Annotated in this window: 20 protein-coding genes and 1 riboswitch; of the genes, 4 read left to right on the plus strand and 16 right to left on the minus strand. The window is 34.5% G+C overall.

Annotated features, from left to right (window positions below):
• Positions 1-20: 20 nt before the first annotated feature.
• The 4 genes from PQ462_RS13385 to PQ462_RS13400 all read right to left on the minus strand — a co-directional run bounded on the left by PQ462_RS13385 (position 21) and on the right by PQ462_RS13400 (position 3,441).
• Positions 21-674, minus strand: coding sequence for a methionine ABC transporter permease MetI (locus PQ462_RS13385; RefSeq protein WP_012025961.1), 654 nt, complete (start codon positions 672-674; stop codon positions 21-23).
• Positions 667-1,698: a methionine ABC transporter ATP-binding protein MetN gene (metN, locus tag PQ462_RS13390; protein WP_274250330.1), complete on the minus strand. Its 1,032-nt coding sequence runs from the start codon at positions 1,696-1,698 to the stop codon at positions 667-669. Before metN ends, PQ462_RS13385 begins: the two co-directional genes overlap by 8 nt.
• Positions 1,699-1,975: 277 nt before the next feature.
• On the minus strand, positions 1,976-2,446 hold the full coding sequence (locus PQ462_RS13395) for a cupin domain-containing protein (protein WP_274250331.1): 471 nt from the start codon (positions 2,444-2,446) through the stop codon (positions 1,976-1,978).
• Positions 2,443-3,441 carry an NADP-dependent oxidoreductase gene (locus PQ462_RS13400; RefSeq protein WP_274250332.1) on the minus strand — a complete coding sequence of 333 codons (999 nt, stop codon included), beginning with the start codon at positions 3,439-3,441 and terminating at the stop codon, positions 2,443-2,445. Before PQ462_RS13400 ends, PQ462_RS13395 begins: the two co-directional genes overlap by 4 nt.
• A gap of 92 nt (positions 3,442-3,533) precedes the next feature.
• Here PQ462_RS13400 and PQ462_RS13405 point away from each other — a divergent pair, with 92 nt between their 5' ends.
• On the plus strand, positions 3,534-3,911 hold the full coding sequence (locus tag PQ462_RS13405) for a winged helix-turn-helix transcriptional regulator (RefSeq protein WP_012025965.1): 378 nt from the start codon (positions 3,534-3,536) through the stop codon (positions 3,909-3,911).
• Between the two features lie 247 nt (positions 3,912-4,158).
• Here PQ462_RS13405 and PQ462_RS13410 read toward each other — a convergent pair whose 3' ends face one another.
• From PQ462_RS13410 to PQ462_RS13445, 8 genes are all read right to left on the minus strand, one after another.
• On the minus strand, positions 4,159-5,631 hold the full coding sequence (locus tag PQ462_RS13410; protein ID WP_274250333.1) for an aminotransferase class V-fold PLP-dependent enzyme: 1,473 nt from the start codon (positions 5,629-5,631) through the stop codon (positions 4,159-4,161).
• Positions 5,632-5,821: 190 nt separating this feature from the next.
• Positions 5,822-6,811: a TlpA disulfide reductase family protein gene (locus PQ462_RS13415; protein WP_274250334.1), complete on the minus strand. Its 990-nt coding sequence runs from the start codon at positions 6,809-6,811 to the stop codon at positions 5,822-5,824.
• 236 nt (positions 6,812-7,047) lie between these two features.
• Positions 7,048-7,148: riboswitch (SAM riboswitch) on the minus strand.
• Between the two features lie 271 nt (positions 7,149-7,419).
• Entirely contained in the window at positions 7,420-8,505 is a 1,086-nt protein-coding gene (locus PQ462_RS13420) for an NAD(P)H-dependent flavin oxidoreductase (protein ID WP_274250335.1), read from the minus strand.
• Positions 8,506-8,521: 16 nt separating this feature from the next.
• The gene (locus tag PQ462_RS13425) at positions 8,522-8,971 is read right to left on the minus strand and encodes a nuclear transport factor 2 family protein (RefSeq protein WP_274250336.1); all 450 of its coding nucleotides are present in this window, start codon (positions 8,969-8,971) and stop codon (positions 8,522-8,524) included.
• A complete protein-coding gene (locus tag PQ462_RS13430) occupies positions 8,972-9,706 on the minus strand; it encodes an SDR family NAD(P)-dependent oxidoreductase (protein ID WP_274250337.1) in 735 nt (244 codons plus the stop codon).
• A gap of 4 nt (positions 9,707-9,710) precedes the next feature.
• Complete coding sequence (locus tag PQ462_RS13435; RefSeq protein WP_012025971.1) at positions 9,711-9,929, minus strand: tautomerase family protein; 219 nt, start codon at positions 9,927-9,929, stop codon at positions 9,711-9,713.
• A 5-nt stretch (positions 9,930-9,934) separates the two neighbouring features.
• On the minus strand, positions 9,935-10,489 hold the full coding sequence (locus PQ462_RS13440) for a YceI family protein (RefSeq protein WP_274250338.1): 555 nt from the start codon (positions 10,487-10,489) through the stop codon (positions 9,935-9,937).
• Positions 10,490-10,849: 360 nt separating this feature from the next.
• Positions 10,850-11,422, minus strand: coding sequence for a Crp/Fnr family transcriptional regulator (locus PQ462_RS13445; RefSeq protein WP_274250339.1), 573 nt, complete (start codon positions 11,420-11,422; stop codon positions 10,850-10,852).
• 170 nt (positions 11,423-11,592) lie between these two features.
• On the opposite strand from PQ462_RS13445, the gene PQ462_RS13450 reads away from it, so the two are divergent.
• From PQ462_RS13450 to PQ462_RS13460, 3 genes are all read left to right on the plus strand, one after another.
• Entirely contained in the window at positions 11,593-11,994 is a 402-nt protein-coding gene (locus PQ462_RS13450; protein WP_274250340.1) for a DoxX family protein, read from the plus strand.
• 219 nt (positions 11,995-12,213) lie between these two features.
• Positions 12,214-13,092: an oxidoreductase gene (locus PQ462_RS13455; protein WP_274250341.1), complete on the plus strand. Its 879-nt coding sequence runs from the start codon at positions 12,214-12,216 to the stop codon at positions 13,090-13,092.
• Positions 13,093-13,372: 280 nt separating this feature from the next.
• Positions 13,373-14,185 (plus strand): helix-turn-helix domain-containing protein, encoded by an 813-nt coding sequence (locus tag PQ462_RS13460; protein WP_274250342.1) that lies wholly within the window; start codon positions 13,373-13,375, stop codon positions 14,183-14,185.
• A 273-nt stretch (positions 14,186-14,458) separates the two neighbouring features.
• Here PQ462_RS13460 and PQ462_RS13465 read toward each other — a convergent pair whose 3' ends face one another.
• The 4 genes from PQ462_RS13465 to PQ462_RS13480 form a co-directional block, all read right to left on the minus strand.
• Positions 14,459-15,226, minus strand: coding sequence for a LytR/AlgR family response regulator transcription factor (locus PQ462_RS13465; protein ID WP_274250343.1), 768 nt, complete (start codon positions 15,224-15,226; stop codon positions 14,459-14,461).
• Positions 15,207-16,223, minus strand: coding sequence for a sensor histidine kinase (locus tag PQ462_RS13470; protein WP_012025978.1), 1,017 nt, complete (start codon positions 16,221-16,223; stop codon positions 15,207-15,209). Before PQ462_RS13470 ends, PQ462_RS13465 begins: the two co-directional genes overlap by 20 nt.
• 340 nt (positions 16,224-16,563) lie before the next feature.
• On the minus strand, positions 16,564-17,304 hold the full coding sequence (locus PQ462_RS13475) for a DUF1223 domain-containing protein (protein ID WP_274250344.1): 741 nt from the start codon (positions 17,302-17,304) through the stop codon (positions 16,564-16,566).
• Between the two features lie 92 nt (positions 17,305-17,396).
• On the minus strand, positions 17,397-17,807 hold the full coding sequence (locus PQ462_RS13480) for an organic hydroperoxide resistance protein (RefSeq protein ID WP_274250345.1): 411 nt from the start codon (positions 17,805-17,807) through the stop codon (positions 17,397-17,399).
• Between the last annotated feature and the right edge of the window lie 101 nt (positions 17,808-17,908).

Genomic DNA, 17,908 nt, shown 5'->3' on the forward strand with positions numbered 1-17,908 from the left:
TGTTAATTATTAATTGATGATTATCTGTGGTCAAATCGTTTTGATAAAGCATCTCCCGCAAATTGTATAAGAAATACTAATAGCACCAGCAAAGCCAAAACCGAATTCATTGTTAAGGCATCATAACCAATATAGCCATATTGATATCCTACTTGTCCTAAACCTCCTGCGCCAACTGCTCCGCCCATTGCAGAATACCCAACAAGAGTAATCAAAGTAATCGATGCTGCGTTTATTAATGAAGGCAAAGCTTCTGGAAGTAATACTTTATATACAATCTGGAAAGGTGTTGCACCTAAAGCTCTTGCCGCTTCAATTAATCCTGACGGAAGTCCCAATAAACTGTTCTCAACCAAACGGGCAATAAACGGTGCGGCGCCAATGCTCAACGGAACTAAGGCTGCACTTACACCAATCGAAGTTCCCACGATAGCGCGTGTAAACGGAATCATCCAAACGATTAAAATAATAAACGGAATGGAACGGAAAACGTTTACCACAACAGACAAAATTCTGTTTAAAACCTTTTGTTCCAATATTTGATTTTTTCGGGTAAGGAAAAGCAAAACTCCCGTTGGAAGTCCGATTAGAAAACCAAAAAAGCCCGACACAAAAGTCATAACAATGGTTTCCCAGGTTCCTTTTACTAATAAGTCAATAAGTGAATCAGACATAACCTATAATTTCTGTTTTAATGTGTTTTGAAATAAAATATTGAATTGCTGCATCGTAGTTTTCACGTTTTCCTGATAATTCAATCAGCATAACGCCAAAATTTACATCTCCAGCCTGATCCATTTGCGCACTTACAATTTTAAAATTGGTATCAAACAATCTTGAAACCTCAGAAATAACAGGTTCATTAACCGATTTTCCGGTCATTTCAAGCTTTAATAACGGATTTAAGGTTCCGTTATCTTCTTTCTGTAATTTTTCTTCGTAAACGCTTGGAATTTCTAAATGAAGAGACGAAGCAATAAACTCTCTTGTCAGCTCATGTTTAGGGTCAGCAAAAATTTCGCCTACACTTCCCTGCTCTATTAATTTTCCGTGGCTGATAACGGCAACTTCATCACAAATCGATTTTACAACTTCCATTTGGTGCGTAATTAATAAAACCGTGATATTTAAACGACGGTTAATATCTTTCAGCAAATTCAAAATAGAACGCGTAGTAGCCGGATCAAGTGCACTTGTTGCTTCATCACACAATAAAACTTTCGGATTATTAGCCAAAGTTCTGGCAATGGCAACTCTTTGTTTTTGTCCGCCCGAAAGACTTGCCGGATAATCATTTGCTTTTTCTGCTAAACCTACTAATTGCAGTAATTCTAAAACGCGCGTTTTAATTTCGGCTTTTGGAGTTCCCACTAATTCAAGTGGAAAAGCCACATTTTCAAAAACAGTTCTTGAAGAAAGCAGGTTAAAATGCTGAAAAATCATCCCGATTTGTCTTCTTTCAATCGCCAGTTCAGCGTTTGAAAGCTGCATTAAAGCCTTTCCGTCTACAATAATTTCTCCAGATGTGGGTCTCTCTAATAAATTGACACAACGGATTAAAGTACTTTTCCCCGCTCCCGAAGTTCCAATTACACCAAAGATTTTTCCTGGCGGCACCGTGAGCGAAACACCATCCAAAGCAGAAACTATCCTGTCTTTCTGATGAAAAATTTTGGTAACATTTTTTAATTCAATCATTTGTTCAAATTCAAGGTTTTAAAACAAAAAAGCCTTTCAAATCTTCATGAAAGGCTTTTTGAAATAAATTGTATTATTTTATATATAAGCCAGATCAGTGAATTTCATAGCAATAGCACAGTACATCATACTACAGCTATAATAATTCAAATTCTGGTTCTTGTTTCTCATTGCGGTTGCAAATTTAAACAGATATTTTTAATTTTTATGTAAAAAGTACAAAACTTTTATTAACCTATCAAAATAGTAGATTACTAAAACGATTCCTTGAAATTAATTACTCCTTTTTTGCATCCAGTAAAACAGCTAACTGAATGCAGGGCAAATCTGAACGATTGCTCCAGGCATGATTTGTACCACGCTGAATTACGATATCTCCAGCTTGTAAAAGTGTTTCTTCTTCATCAACTATCAAATAAATCTCACCTGCCAAAATGACGATGTAATCTAAAGTATCAGTTTGATGCATTAACGGATGAGGCTGACCTTTAGGCGCTTCAATTCCTAGATCTTTATCAGGCGGAATTTGTACATACCGAAAATAACTTCCGTTTTTTGGTGTATTTGGAAAAGCGGTATTTTCAATTCTTTTTTCTTCAAATTTAGCCGGTGTACTATCAGTTGACCAGATATCAGAAATAATTAATCCCGGAAAATGCTCTGATACATTGCTCACGATTTCATCTTGTTCGATAATTGATTTTCCGTTTCGTAAGCCCGTTACGATTCTTCTTGGTATTGTTTTCATTCTTTATTAATCTTCATTATTAATTTTCTTCCGTATGTTTTGTTCTCACGCAAAATAGCCAGCGCTTTATTGACAGTTTCTGTATTTAGTTCACCAATTACAGAAATATTTGGCGGACTAATAATTCCATTTTCTATTAAATAACTCAACTCACTTAAACCATTTTTGTAATATTCATATTGTTTCTCAATTCCGTATGCATAATTAGAAATATTGTAAATAGCTGCGCCTTTAGTAAAAAGAATACTTCGGGATTCTGCCGTTAAAAAATTTGTGACGTCAATATAAGTTCCGTTTATTTTTAAAAGTTTTGCAGCGATATCAGCAATACTGTTTCCAACCAAATCCACAACGATATCGAACTTTTTATTTTCGTTTAAAGAAAGAGCAGTTTCGTATACATCTTCTTTTTTATAATTGACGATTTGCTCTCGCTTTACTCCTAAGTTTATCAAAGAAGAGATACTTTCATCATTTCCGGCTGTTACCCAAAATTTTTTAAAATTATTAGCTGTAAGAAGTTTTATAAACATATTTCCCACTCCGCCGGCAGCACCCGTAATAAATATCGAATCAGCTGCAGAAGCGTTCATTCTTTTAAATGATTGTAATGCGGTTAGTCCTGCCGATGGAATTCCTGCTGTTGCTGCAAAAGAAATATTTTGAGGTTTTTTAACTGCGATTCCTTCCGGAACACAAATGTATTCGGCATAAGTTCCATTAGATCCCATACTGCCTGAACCGCAGAAAACGGCATCTCCAATTTTAAATTCTGTTACTTCTGTACCAATTGCTGTAATTATTCCTGAAAATTCACGTCCCAGAATTGGTGAATGAATCAGTTTTCTTTCAGATTCATTTTCAGTCATTTGATAATCAATTGGATTAAATCCTGAAGCTGCAATCTTTACCTGAATCTGATTGGGTTCTGGCTGTGGAATTACCACTGTTTCGAGCTTAAATTCTCGGTTTTCCTGTAATATAACTGCTTTCATTTTTATCGTTTTAGTTTACAAAAGTATCGCTGTAATACTTTATTTTTGTTATGGGTTAACCCAAGGTAACCGGTTACCAAAGAGAAACTAGTATGGCAAAAATTAATGATAACGGAGTACTTCGGGAAGCCAATTGTTCTGAAGAACTTATGGCAATGCGTGACAGTCTTGACGTTTTAGGCGGAAAATGGAAATTGATGATTCTAAGATTTTTAACTAACCGAACTCATCAGGTTATTCATTTTAAAAAAATGCAGCGTGAAATTGACGGTATTTCGGCTAAAATGCTCAGCAAGGAACTTAAAGAACTTGAAACTAATCTTCTTATTACAAGAACCGAACAAGATACCAAACCCGCAACCGTAATTTATGCTATTACCGAATATGGAAAATCGGTACTTCCGGTTACAGAAACCTTAGTTAACTGGGGATTGGCACACCGGGAAAAGATTATCGAATCGCTTAAATAATTCTAAAAAAAACATTCCGTTGGGAATGTTTGGTCGGTAGAACAAAAATTGAATTTTGATTATACGTTCCATAGGAACGTTTGATGAATGACGTAAATGCCAAATTCAATCAAACAAATGTCCTTACAGGACATAACACAAAACGATACCATTTTTCTACAAGCGAGATATTCCTACGGAATATTACTCATTATAAACCCGACAGGTTTTTGAAAACCTGTCGGGTTTAAAACTTAACTAACTATACTTACACTAACTTAAACCATTCGTTTACTTCTTCTGCTATATTTTCTTTTATTTCAGGATTTTCAAATTCATTTGAAACCGGATTATATTCATAATCTTTCTGCCATTTTTTATAATTCGAAGCTATTTTCTCGATTGCATCACAGATATAAAAAAGCGCTTCATTTGTCATAATCGGATGCAGCGATAAACGCACCCAGCCCGGTTTATTAGATTGATTTCGCTGTAACAACTCATTTGTAATTTCAGCCGATCTTTTTTCATTGATGTTGAACAAATAATGCGCATAGGTACTTGCGCAAGACCAGCCGCCGCGAACCTGAATTCCGAAACGGTCATTTAAAAGTCTTACAATTAAATTGTAATGAATATCTTCGATTACAAAAGAAACACAGCCAATTCTTTCTGTGGTTAAATCGCCTAAAATGGATAATCCCTGTATTTTTTGAAGTCTCGAAAAACAAAGGTCAAGCAGTTCTTTTTCTCTCTTTTTGATTTTGTCAACTCCCATTTGTTGTTTTAATTCTAAAGCCAAAGCAGTTCTTATAACCTGCAGAAACCCCGGAGTCCCGCCATCTTCCCTCACTTCTATTACATCGCTGTAACAATATTTCCCTAATGGATTGGTCCATTTTACATTTCCCCCGCCTGGATTATCTGGAAAATCAGATTGATATAATTTTTCATTAAAAACTAAAATACCGCAGGTTCCGGGTCCGCCCAAAAATTTATGAGGCGAAAAGAAAATTGCATCTAATTGCTGTTCTGGATCTTTTGGATGCATATCAATTTTGACATACGGTGCCGAAGCTGCAAAATCTACAAAACAAAGTCCGCCGTTTTGGTGCATGATTTTAGCTAATTCATGATAAGGCGTAATAATTCCCGTAACATTCGAACAGGCCGTAAATGAACCTATTTTTAAGCTTCTGTCTGCATATTTTTTGATTTCCTCAGAAAGCACCTTCGGATCAACTAAATTATTTTCATCAGGCGGTAAAATCACAACTTCGGCATTTGTTTCATACCACGAAACCTGATTGGAATGATGCTCCATGTGCGTGATAAAAACGACAGGTCTGTCCTGGTCTGATTTTGTTCGCAAAGCCATAATACGCTGCAGTTTCGATAAAGCAGCGGTCATACCGCTTCCGGTTGTTATCAAAACATCTGATTCATTAGCGTTAACCGATTTTTTAATAATATCTCTTGCATACTGATACGCATACGTGGACGTTTTTCCTGTTTGACTTGAAAGTGAATGCGTATTGGCAATCATTGGACCTATTTTGTTGAGCATTATATCTTCGATCGGGATATACAGCCTTCCACTGGCAACCCAGTCAGCATATATCAGATTTTGTTCTCCGTAAACCGATTCGAAAGTATGATCAATTCCTACTGTATTTTCTCTAAACTTAGAAAAGTAACATTCAGACTCTGTTGGTTTTGTTGTTGGCTCAATAGCATTCATTTCCTTTATCATTTTAATTAACTAAATTTATTATTGATTGAATCTTTTTTAAAAACATAGAAACATAGATTATATTCTAAATAATAGATATTTGAAAAAATCTGGATTTTCACACATAGCTATGTTTATTAAAACAAGTGAAACGCCTTTATACATAAAGAAAAACTATGTTTCTATGTGTTTAAATAAATTAATTTGCCTGCACTAAAAGTGATTTAAGTGTAGATTGTAATTCTTCTCCGTGCAGATTTTTCGCTACGATTATTCCTTTAGAATCTACTAAATAGTTTCCCGGAATAGCTCTTACACCGTACAATTTAGCAACGGCACTGTTCCAGAAAAGTAAATCAGAAACATGTGTCCAGGTTAAATTATCGTCCTGAATTCCTTTAATCCAGTTTTCTTTCTTTTTATCTAATGAGATTCCCACAATATTGAATCCTTTGTCATGAAATTCTTTGTAAGCGGCTACGATATTTGGATTTTCTCTTCGGCATGGACCGCACCATGAAGCCCAAAAATCGACTAAAGTGTAACCTTTTAAATTATCATAAAGACGAACTGGCTTTCCGTTAGGATCATTGGCTGTAAAATCTGGGGCTTTTTTACCTACTGCTAATCCGTCTAAAACAACAGCCAGTTCTTTTAATTCTTTCACGTAAGTGGTATTTTGAAGACTTTTATCCAGCAGGGCAATATTTTGTGTAATCTGCTCAGGTGTTAATCTGTACGACCAATTTCTGTATAAGACATAAGCAGAAACAATAGATTTTGGATGTTCAGTTATAAATTTGCTGATTTCTGGATCTTTGCTCTTTTTATAGGTTTCGAATAAATCCTGAGAAGCTGAACCCTCAACGACAGAAGCTGTATAATATTTCTTCGGACTCAGCTTTACTGTAATTGGTTCTTTTTCAAGGAAAACATACAAAGGCGAACTTTCTGTGTTTACACTTAATCCGTATAATTCAGGCGTTTTTACTTTTGTTTTAAAACTAAAATTTCCGTCTTTTACTTTTACTGAATCTATTGTGGTAAACATTTTATTGTGAAATTTCTGTAAGTAAACGTATTGTGCAACGGTATCGACAACAGTTCCTTTTAATTGTAAATTACTTTCCTGAGCCTGAGTTTGAACAGCTCCAAGAAACAAAGCAAAACCTAATAGTATTTTTTTCATTTTATTTTTAGTTTTTAGATTAGACAAAAGGGTTTCAGGCCGATGAAAAAACCATCAGCAGATTGTATTTTAAAAAGAAGGTTTAAGAGAGAATTCGTGTTTTTACATTCGAAAAACGGCCAGACTATTTTCTTCTAAAATTATATTCAAAAGCTCATAACCGGCGTATAAAATTGATTCTGTTTTCATTTTAATAAATTTTAATGGATGAACTTATTCAGATTTTGAGGAAATCTTTCTTATCTGCCCGCTTATAGCGGAAGGATTTAGCACCTTATTCGGCAACAGGTTGCTAAGACTTCATTGGGCCTATTCCCTCAGTCTTTCTGGATAAGTATCATTATATAATTTTTCTGTGATACAAATATATACTAATTCTACCAAATTAGTCAAGTATAAGATAAGTTTTTTTCATTTTTATTAAAAAAGTGTTATTCAACAAAATATAAATCACTGTATTTAAACTAATTATGCCAAAATATAAACTTAAAAGATGCATCAATTTTATAATGGAAATTCATACATCAATCCCAATATGCTTGATTAGCTTGTTTTTATAAGACATAAAAAAAACTCATTTCGGTTATGAAATGAGTTTGTATTTAGAATTATGATTTTAATCCATCAAAATAAGCTGTAGTTTCTTCAATCAAAGCATTCATCAAAACAGAAGCTTTAGTATGTTTTAAAATTGGAGAAATCTGACCGCCCCAAAATAATATCATATCCCATTTTTGTTTATCCAGCGCTGCTTTTCGCAGTGGAGCAATAAAAGTAGTCTGTAATGGAAAAGGCAGAATATCTGATTCTTTTCCCATTATATCTTTAGCAAGCCGGCTTGTAATCCCGCGTCCGAGTCTTCCTGTGTAAGCGCGTGAAAGTGTGGTGTATTTTGCAGCATCAGAAAACAGCATTTCTCTGTGAATTGGCAGTGCATTAGATTCGTTTGTAGCTAAAAAAGCGGTTCCTATCTGGGCAGCACTTGCTCCTAAAGTTAAAGCTGCTGCAATTCCTTTTCCATCAGCAATGCCGCCGGCTGCAATTATGGGTGTTTTTATTTTTTCGCGCATTAACTGCAATAGAACAAAAGTTCCGGTTAAAGAAGCTTCAGATTTATCTAAAAAAGAAGGACGATGTCCGCCTGCTTCAAAACCAGAAGCAATAATCATATCAACGCCTTTGCTGTCCAAAAAAACAGCTTCATCAAGAGTTGTTGCTGCTCCAACCGTTACAATTCCTGATCTTCGGCATTGTTCTAAAACATCATCTGAGGGAACGCCAAACATAAAACTGAAAACTTTTGGCTTAACGTCTAAAATAACCTGCAGCTGATTTTCAAATCTAGATTGAAATGGAGCTGGTTTTTCCGGAAGTGCGATTCCAGCTTCATCATAATACGGTTTAAAAACGGCTTTTGTTTTCTCAAACTGTTCATCGGTTAAACCGCCTTCGGTAATATCGTGGTCTGAAACCAAAAGATTGATATTATAGGGTTTATTTGTGGCTGCTTTTAACTGTTTATCAATGTCGAAAATTTCCTGCGGACTCATTGTATAAGCTCCATAACCGCCTAATCCGCCTGCATTAGAAACTGCAGCTGTTAATTCTACAGTAGATAAATTGCCTCCAAAAGGTCCTTGTAAAATTGGATAATCAATTCCTAAGAGTTCTTTAGCTTTTGTATTGTACCACATTGCTTCAAGATTTAAATTATCTGCTGGTATCAGTCAGCATTTTGTTAACAATCAGCCATCGGCCGTTAATCTTATGGAAAGATAAAAAATCCCGATAATTAAAGTCATACATTTTAACATTTAATTCGGCCACAGCAATAGAATTTACAACGCTTATATGCAGAATTTCTCCTTTAAACGGCTTACCGGAATCCTTTGGACTTTGTCGGTTTTTAACACCATCCAGATACAAATCGACTGTTTTAAAATAAGGCTGCCCATTTACATCCCCAAACAGGAATGTTCCGGGTTGAAAAATACTTCCTAAAAGTATTTCATCACCTTCATAAATGCCTTTAAAATAATAATTTTCTATGGCATCTGTAATAGCCTGAATTTCTATTTGATTTTCCATTTTAATTGTATTTTGAGCTTTTATGCCCTGAAAATTCCAGAGCATAAAAGCAGTTAATAAAATCGTTTTCATTTAATTTAAATTGTGTCCTGCACCTTTTCCGCCGTCAACATTAATAATGGCTCCGGTAATAAAATTACTTTTGGCAACAGTGTAAACCATTTCAGAAACATCATCGGTCTCTCCTACTCTGTTTAATAAATGCAGTCCGGCACTCTGATCAGCATTGTCACCATGCATTGGCGTACGAATTACACCCGGAGCAACGGTATTGACACGAATATTTTGTTTTCCAAATTCGGCCGCTAACTGAATCGTCAAGGCATGAATTGCTCCTTTACTTGAAATAGGTGCCGAAGCGGGCCATCCGCCTAAACCATGATTTACCAATGGTGTTCCGATATTAATTACCACGCCTCCCTGCTGTTTAAGCATTTGCGGAATAACAGATTGAGTTGTGAAATAAGTTCCTTTTAAATTGGTTTTTAGAAAGGTATCTAAATACGCCTCGTCTACTTCTAAAAATGGTTTACTGGCAAAAATTCCGGCATTATTGATTAATACATCTACAGAACCAAATTTTTCTAAAGCAATTCTAACCAGTTGTTCTCCTGTTTTTTTGTCGCTTACATCTCCGGCAAATTTTGCCAGATTATCGCCTGCACCAAATTCATTGAACGTTTTTTCTAATGCGCTTTCTGTTAGCGAATTGATTACAACATTATCCCCTTTGTCTAAAAAATATTTAGCGATTCCTTTTCCAATTCCCGAAGCTGCTCCGGTAACGATTATAGTTTGTTTTTTCATGATTTTATTTTTTATCGGCTGTAATGCCTTTTTCTCTTAATACTGATACTTGTTCTCCTGCATAACCCCAATCGTCGAGTTCTATTTCCTGAATTACAACATGGGTTAAATGCGGATCTTTATTTAATACTTCTGTAATCAAATTGGTAATACCGCTGATTAATTCTTGTTTTTGCCCGCGTGTTACTCCTTCGCGGGTCAATTCGATTTTTACGTAAGGCATGATAATTAGTTTTTAGATTGTCCTGAAAAAACGGCTTCGGCATTGATATTAAAATCAAGCTCAAAGTCATTGTAGATTAAAGTGTCTCCCAAATCTTTGAAGAAATTTCCTGAACGAAATTTGATATCGTATTTTGTACGATCGATAATTAATTTCCCTGCAAGTGAAATGCTATTACTGCTGTTTTTTATTTCAGCTTCAAAACCCACAAGATGTGTAATATCTTTTATGGTCAGGTTTCCTTCCAGGTAATAAACAGTGTTTGATATTTCTTTTACACTTAAAACATCAAAAGAAGCAGTTGGGAATTTTTCGATAGAGAAAAAATCATCTGAAGCCAAATGTCCTGCAAACTGAGCATTTGTTGCCGCATCTGTAACATCGAGAATTTTGATAGAGGTTGTATCGATAATAATGTTTCCTCCTTTTATTTTTCCATCATTAAAGATGAAATTACCTTTTTTGATACCAATTGTACCATTATGAGCACCGGTAACTTTTCTGCCAGTCCATTCTACGCTGCTGTTTGAGCTTACGATATTAAAATTTGTTGTTTCCATTTTTATTGTATTTAAAAGTACAATACAAAGGAACGGCGGTTATAGAAATGGGTTACGTGATGTAGATCACATTCGTTTTTTTAGGTTTAAAAGGTTCTAAGATACTAAGCTGCTAAGGTTCTAAGTTTTTTTATATAGATGTAGAATTAAAACATTATGACACCTAATTTAAAACATTCCCTGCGGTTTCAACCGCAGGGACACAATGTATAGTCCCAATCTAAATTCCCGTGGTTGAAACCACGGGCTATGTTTTACAACGCAAATTCAAATAGAATCTGCTCAAATCAACAAAATCTACTTGAAAACAAATCTGCTTAAAAAAATCATTTTAATCTGTGGAATCTGTGGCTAAAAAAGCTAAGAATTATGAAGCCGGCTTAAGGTTTCTCTGGAAACTCCTAAATAAGAAGCAATTAAATGTTTTGGCACCAAATTGTACAATTGCGGATATAAAGCCAAAAGTTCTTCATAACGCGTTTTTACATTATTATTCATAAATGATAAAAGGCGTTTTTGAGAAGCAATATACCCTTTATTGGTTCTCCAGCGAAAGAAATGTTCTATTTGATGAAATTCTGCACAGAGTTTTTCCCGATCGGTGCTGGATAAACACAGTACTTCGGCATCTGTAATACAGTCTACATTTATTTGTGCGGGAGTTTGGTTATAAAGTGCATTATAATCAGATGTCCACCAGGTTGGCATGGCAAACTGAAGAATGTACATTTTGATTTCATCATTTATAAAAAAAGCTTTTAAACAGCCAGAAATGACAAAATATTCACAATCGACTTTATCGCCTTCGCTGATAATCGTTTGTCCTTTTTTAAAAGTCAAAGATTTGAAATGCGAAAAGAAATAATCAAATTCTTCTTGATTAAGCGAAGCTGTTTTAGTGATATGCTCTTGTAAAAGTGTTTTAGCCTGCATTTTAAATGTCGCCTTTTTGATTTGAAAGTCATTTGTAAAGTTATAAAATCAAATGAACTTATCGATTGTCTATTTCGCATTTCAATTTGTCCGTTTCACCAAAATACCAATATGAAATCGCCTGTCGTTGACGCAATTTTGTCCTGTTTAACAACTTAAAATTTAAAATCATGAATGCAAAAACAACAAAAATTATTTATTGGACAGGAATTATTTTAACTTCTTTATGGTTTGGAGCCAGCGGATTTTTTGAATTGACAACAAACAAATTAGTTTGGGAAATCACACAACTTTTAGGTTATCCTGCACATTTTATTTACATTCTGGGTGTTATGAAAGTTTCCGGAGTTATCACCTTATTAATTCCTAACAAATTATTACGATTAAAAGAATGGGTATTTGCGGGCGTATTTTTTGACATCATCTTCGCTTTCTTTTCAAAACTGGTTGTCTTAGGTTTCCCTGCAACTATTGATGCCATTATTGCCTTTGTAATGGTGAGTGTTACTTATATCATGTTTAGAAAATTATACAGCGTAACTTATACAGCAAGAGTTTCTGAGGAAAATTAAGATTCTGAAGTACCGCATATTTTAATCTCGCAATCCCGATAGCTATCGGGATTGCGAGATTCTTTTTTGTTATCACATTTCAAAACTTTGTACCTCTGTCTCTTTGAACCTATGTCACTTTTTTTCTGAGCTTTAAAACAAATAAAATTGAGCTTTTCAACAAAGCAACAACCTTCCTTCCCGACGTAAATTTGTAATGAATTTAAAAACACAATTACAATGAACAAAATATGGTTTATTACAGGAAGCTCTCGAGGATTAGGTCGTAATCTTACTGAGGCAGTTTTAGAAAGCGGTGACAAAGTTGCAGCAACTGCACGAGACATTAATCAGTTAAATGATTTAAAAGAAAAATTTCAGGATCAGATTCTGCCTTTAAAATTAGATGTTACCAATTATGATGAAGTACATCAGGCAGTAAATAAAGCTATTGAACATTTTGGAAGAATCGACGTTTTGGTTAACAATGCAGGATTCGGAATTATTGGTGCTGCAGAAGCTTACACAAGCGAGCAGGTTCGCAGTCAGTTAGAAACTAATTTATATGCGCCAATTGAAATTACCCGTGCCGTTTTACCTTTTATGCGTAAACAAAAATCAGGACGTATTTTACAAATCAGCTCTGTTGGCGGACGTGTTGGAAATCCGGGATTAACAATGTATCAGGCAGCGAAATTTGGTCTTGGAGGCTTTACAGAGGCTTTAGCCAAAGAAGCTGCGCCTCTAGGAATTTTTGTAACCAGTGTTGAACCAGGCGGTTTCCGTACTGATTGGGCTGGCGCATCAATGACATATGCTGAAGATATTGAAGGTTATGAAATGGTAAAACAGCGTACGGATTTCTTTAAAGGGGGGAATTTTGTTCCCGTTGGTGATCCAGAAAAAGCAGCAAAAGTTATGGTTGATTTGGCTTCGCACCCAAATCCGCCTGTACACCTTGTATTAGGAAGTGAGGCAATTGGAATTTTACAACACGCTGATCAAAACAGGACAGAAGAAATGGAAAAATGGATGAATGTAAGTTTGTCTACAGATCATGAAGATTCTGGAAGTTTTTTTGATACAGCTCAGGGAAAATGGTATACTGGTAAGAAATAAGCATTATCAATAGTTAACGCATATTTTTTTAAACACATAGGAACATAGTTTTTCATTGTCTATAAAGGCGTTTCACTTGTTTAAACAAACATAGACTATTACTTTTTCACAAAGCTATGTGTGAAAATCTAGATTTTTTCAAACATCTTTTATTTAGAATATAATCTATGGTCCCGAAGCTTCGGGATGTGTTTAAAAATATTTGCTAACCTTTAATCAAAACAAAATCAAGCCGTATTAATATTATTTAGTACTGCTTGATTTTTTATAAATTTGTGATATGAACGATTCAAAAATAAATCAGAAAACCTCGCCAATTGCTTATTCCTGCTATTACACACAAAACAGAGAAGGCGAACAGTTTGCCTCACAGCATGTTTTGAGTTTTCAGATTTCGGGAGTACTGACTCTTAATAACGGTAGTAAAGAATATGTTTTCAATCCTGGTGATTTTAGATTCATTAGAAGAAATCAGCTCATAAAATTCATTAAACAACCGGATCCTAATACAGCTTTTCAGTCTATTTCGATTTATCTCAATCAGGAAGCGCTTCGTGATTATTCTATTCAATACAATCAAAAAACGAGTTTGATTAAAAGCCCGGAAACTGAAATGGTTCTTCATTTAAAAGAAGTACCGTTATTAAAAAGCTATATGAATTCGCTGATTCCGTACATAAACGAAGACCAATTAATTACCGAAGAACTTCAGGCTTTAAAAGTAAATGAAGCTATTACTATTTTACTGCAATGCAATCCGGAATTAAAAGATATTCTTTTTGATTTTAACGAACCCGGAAAAATTGACCTGGAAGCGTTTATGAAAAAGAATTTCCATTTTAACGTACAATTAGATCGTTTTGCGTATTTAACCGGAAGAAGTCTTGCAACTTTTAAAAGGGATTTCCAGCGCATTTTTGATATTTCACCAAGCCGATGGCTCATTCAGAAAAGATTACAGGAAGCGTATTATCAAATTAAAGAAAAAGGAAAAACACCTTCTGAAGTTTATTTGGAAGTTGGTTTTGAAGATTTATCGCATTTTTCGTTTGCGTTTAAAAAACAGTTTGGGTTACCGCCTTCTAAGGTTTAGTATTATTTTTTTAAACCGCAAAGCACGCAAAGATTTACGCAATCCCGATAGCTATCGGGAGCAAATTTTTTTTAATCTCGCAAAGACGCGAAGTCGCAAAGTTTTTTTGCCACAGATTAGATTGATTTCCACAGATTTTTTTAAATCATTTTAATCCTAATAATCTGTGGCAAAAAAAGGTCGTAAAGCTATTATTCGTATAGCTTTGTGACCTTCGTTTTTATAGAATTGCTGCTTTAAAAAACTTAGCGAGCTTTGCGGTTAAATCCTTACCTATCGATTCTCCAGCCAGCTCAAAAATGCTGTTGCTTTTTCTTTTCCAACTAATAATTTTTCCTCAGTTGGAATGGTAAGTTTTAGAATCAGTTTTCTAGAGAAATAATGTTCTGCTTCTCTAATTGCCGAAAAGTTCACCAAATACTGTCTGTTGATTCTGAAAAACTGAATTGGCGATAACAGCTTATGAACCTCATCCAGAGATTGTGCAATTTGATATTCTGTTTTATCAAAAGTTACGATGGTTGGTGTTTCGTTTTTGATGTAGAAAAAAGCAATATTTTCTGTTTGTATGGTTTGGTATTTATTGTTTTTAAAAACCAAAAAACTGCTTTTACCTTTGTTTTCGCCTGTTCTGGTTAAGAGATAATCGAAATCAGGCATCATTTTTTTGTTTCTTTGGAAGAAATTTTTCAGTTCGCCTGCTTTTTTAATGGCCTGCGAAATGCTTTCTCTTGAAAATGGTTTTAATACATAATCGATTCCGTTTGATTTAAAAGCGTCGATTGCATAATCATCAAAAGCGGTGCAGAAAATAACCGGCGACAAAACCTCAACGTTTTTGAAAATTTCAAAACTCAAACCATCAGCAAGCTGAATATCCATAAAAATTAAATCGGGCTGATCGTTTTCTAAAAGATAACTTACAGCACCGTCTATACTTTGAATATACGACAAAATCTGAGCATCGGGTCTGATACTCAAAATAAGCTGACCAAGCGCTTTGGCCGTTTTTACTTCATCTTCAATTATTATGATAGTCATAAATTAGTGGTATTTTAACTTTAAAATGGGTTTCGGTTTTGTCAATTTCAATTTCTTTGTTCACCAAATGAAGGAATCGCTGATTGATATTGTTCAGTCCAACACCTGTTGACAAAGTACCTCGTTTCAGCTGGATTGGATTTTCGATTACCAGAAAATCATTTTCCGTATATAATTTAATTTTCAAAGGTTTATCAAGCGAAACTATATTGTGTTTGATACAATTCTCGATCAATAATTGCAAAGAAAAAGGCGGAATTGCACAATCGTACTGCTGGGCATCAATTTCTTTTATAACTTCAAATCCATCTTCAAAACGGGCTTTGAGCAGATATACATACGAATCCAGAATCTGCAATTCTTCTTTTAATGGAATCAAATCCATTTTTCGGCTTTCTAGGGTAAATCGGTAAAAATCAGATAATTTCAAGATAAAATCAGAACTCTGAGGATCCTGCATATCAACCATCGATTTTAAAGTATTCAAACTGTTGAATAAAAAATGCGGATTGACCTGCTGTTTCAAAAGTTCGTACTGCGCTCCCAGATGTACAGCTTTGGTACGTTCCAGTTCTACCCCCATTTGCTGGGTTTGGTAATTTTGAAAAAGCAAATGCAGGAACATGTAGACAATTAAATTGATTAAAACCCCGCGGAGTTCAAACATAATAGGCGCATCCATTTTTGAAACCTGAAAAAGTTCCTGATGTGCGATTACAAGAATCACCATAAGCAAAATTCCCAGTACAACACTAAGCAAAAGTTTCCAGTTAAACAGACTTTTGTTCGTGCGCTGCGATGAAAATTTGGGCAAACTGTAAATGTTGTAATACCATATAAAAAGAGAAAACAGCAGTGTAATCGAAGAATTTATAATAAGGTCTCCAGGCGTAGAATCGGCATCAAATAATTTAGGTATCGAAGCCATAACTGCCAGCGCAATAGAACTTCCCCAAATAACTTTGAGCGAAACCTGAAAACGTTTTGCTTTTTCCATAATGATAGTGGTTTTGTTATTCTGTTAATCAAAGATAGGTTTATTTTGAAAAAACATTTCACGCAGATTTTAAAAGTCAGCCCAGAGTATTGCCATTTCAACGAAGTATTTTTTTTAATCTCGCAAAGCCGCAAAGTTTTATTCGCAAACTTTATGGAAATAGAAACAAAAAAATCTGCAAGATCTGGGTGAAAAACATAGAAACATAGATTAATTTCTTAATAATAAAGAACTAAAAGAAAATCTAGATTTTCACACATAGCTATTATGTGTATTTAAACAAATGAAATGCTTTTTTTATAGACAAAGAAAAACCATGTCTCTATGTGTTTAAAAAAAATTACGCTCGTTTTACTTCTAAAATTGCTCCAGAATTCATATCCTGAACAAATCCAATAATTTCAAAATCATGTGCATTATAATTTTTAGGAAGATGAACCAATGCTGTTCCTTTTTTGGCTTTGTTTAAATCTACAGACTGCAGATTGCGAACAATTTGATAATGTGATAAAACCCTGTGTGCGTTCTCTCCTCTTTTTACATTGCTTTTGGCTTCTTTTTGAACAACCGCAATTAATAAACGACTGTTTTTTGAAGTGCTTTCAACATTATAATTTACAGAAAGTGAATTCGCATTTTGACTGGCTTCTAAACTTAAATTTGTAGAAACAGGTTTAGAAAGTGCCGATTTAATTCCGTTTCGCAGACTGGTTTCCTGAGAACCAACATAATCTATTTTTCCGTTAATAATTACCTGCGGTGTATAAATTGGATCTTTCTCCATATATTTTGCGTAATCGTATTGTCTTTTAGTAAAATCTGCATTGCTGAAAATGTCTTTCCAGCCTTGTTTGTCCCAATAGTCAACGTGATAAGAAAGTACATAAATATTTTTATCTTTTAATTCATTTTGAATTTTACCTAATAATTCGTCTGCCGGCGGACAGCTCGAACAGCCTTCGGAAGTGTATAATTCTAAAAGGGCAAAACCTTTTTTATCTTGATTGCTTTGGCTGAAAATCGTGTTTCCAACTAAAAAAAACAGCATTGCAAAAGCACTTATTATTTTTATCTTTTTCATGATTTTTTAAATTATTAATTATGAGTTATGAATTATGAGTAAAATTTAAGTTTAAAAAAAATCATAACCCATAATTCATAACTTATAACTCTTTAAAGAATATTAATCTCAACGTTTATATTTCCTCGTGTTGCTTTTGAGTAAGGACAAGTTTGATGTGCCTGAGAAGCTAAAGTTTCGGCAGTTTCGAGGTCAATTCCCGGAAGGCTGATGTTTAAACGAGCCTGCAATGAATATTCTCCTTCTGTTACACATAAATCTACTTCTGCATCTACCGCAGTTTCTGCCGGAAGTCTTACGCCTAATTTAGAAGCTGCAATTCCTAAGGCTCCAATAAAACAAGCCGACCATCCTGCTGCAAATAACTGTTCCGGATTTGTTCCCGGATGTGATGATCCTGGTGCACTTAATTTGATATTCAATTGTTCGTCTGAACTTTGAGAAGCTCCTTCTCTACCACCTGTTGTGTGTGTTTTTCCTGTGTATAATACTTGTGTGCTCATGTTATTAATTGTTAATTGTAAATTATTAATTGTGAATTTTATATGTATTATGTTATTTTTTTGAAATGCAAAAAGTGACGAGTGAAAATAATTAACCATTC

The organism is Flavobacterium sp. KACC 22758, from assembly GCF_028736135.1.
GTDB lineage: Bacteria > Bacteroidota > Bacteroidia > Flavobacteriales > Flavobacteriaceae > Flavobacterium > Flavobacterium johnsoniae.